The following is a 1396-nucleotide window of genomic DNA, read 5'->3' as shown; positions in this document are numbered from 1 at the left end:
CAAATACTGGTTGGACGCCCCCAACCGCTTCATACTTTCTGTATAAATTTCAACAAAAGTTGCTAATGCGGCCGGCCCCTTTTCTTCCTCAACCCTAAATCCTTTTTTCCAGGCGTGCCTTATTGCGTCCATGGCACTTTGCCGGTATCTTTGGCGTTGCTGTTCTATACTTTCCGAAAGATCTATTACCACTGTTTTTCCGTTTTCATGCACACCCCCAAATTTATTTAGCAGACACTGCTGATTATAGAATGGATGCATACGGGTAAATACCGATATGTAGTTCTCGTCAGAAAGAAAAGTGAGAAAGGCTTTTTTAAAGTTTTCCATGAAGGAATTGCCGAGGCGATCTATTTTTTTGTTTGAAACAGGCCCCGAAAAACCATAAACACAGCTCAGATCATAATACCCCGATCCTGGAATTTCCCGTTTAAGTAAAGGAAAAGCGATATAATTATCCTGCTCCTGGTAAACAAATAAAACCGGACTACCAGTTGTTTCCAACGAATGGTAGTGCCATGTATGATAAAAGTCGTATTCGGCTGCGTTACGGACGTAAAATGTCCATTCCCGCTTATCGTGGATGGAAAATATTCTTGTCATAATTCTATTGTAAGTTTACCGACTAACTATAATTTCAGATTTTCGAGGGTAACGAATTTGCTTTTTGTAATGCTCATGCAAATGAGATCATTTTGTTTACCGGTAATTTCAAAACCGGCCTTTTCATAAACTGACAGCGCTGATATATTTGCGGGATGGACCTTTAAATAAATGAGATCCAATTCTTTAACCAAAAAACCATATCGTATCATTTGAACAGTTGCCTGGTAACCTATACCTTTACCCCAGTAAAGCTTGTTGCCAATAAAAAGATGCAGCTCAGCATCATGTTCGGTAATATCCAATAATTGCACGTTACCTATGTAGGTATTAAGCTCTTTAACACAAATTGCAAATCTTGCCTGGTTAGGCTTATTTAACTGAGTCTGCAACCACTTGGTCTCTGCCTCGACGCTTATGTAGCTGGTTGGTTTATAGCCAGTGTAAATCCATATTAATGGGTCATTTCGCCATGCATATGATACTAATGCATCTTCTATGACAAGGGGTCGTATGTATACTGATATTGTCATAAAAATAGGCGTAAAATATTTAACATATAAAACATATCCTGTAGGTTATACCGTTGATCTATTGGCAAGGGCACCAAGCAACGGGCAAGTTGATTTTCAAACATTCCTTTTTCAGTCCATTTAAAAACGTTTGGCCAATAGGTAGCAACAAATATTTTTTTTTGTATTAAATGAACTTTTAAATGGCTATCATCATATAAAAAAGGGTAAGCCATAGGGGCGCAATTCTCGGGGATCTCAAATTTCAACAGGTTATATTC

General features: G+C 38.3%; 1 protein-coding gene and 2 pseudogenes. All 3 read right to left on the bottom strand.

Annotation, left to right across the window (positions count from 1 at the left end; all coding sequences use genetic code 11):
- Positions 1–603 (bottom strand): annotated as a pseudogene (locus AC1DPZ_RS27200) (GNAT family N-acetyltransferase); the annotation flags it as partial.
- Between the two features lie 26 nt (positions 604–629).
- Positions 630–1136, bottom strand: a complete 507-nt coding sequence (locus AC1DPZ_RS27195; protein ID WP_477409400.1) for a GNAT family N-acetyltransferase — start codon at positions 1134–1136, stop codon at positions 630–632.
- Positions 1133–1396: pseudogene (locus AC1DPZ_RS27190) on the bottom strand (hypothetical protein); the annotation flags it as partial. The pseudogene AC1DPZ_RS27190 and the gene AC1DPZ_RS27195, both read right to left, overlap by 4 nt.

Source organism: Mucilaginibacter sp. P4_G9, from assembly GCF_056400985.1.
The sequence above is the reverse complement of the archived record's forward strand: the minus strand, read 5'-3'. Positions and strand labels throughout refer to the sequence as shown.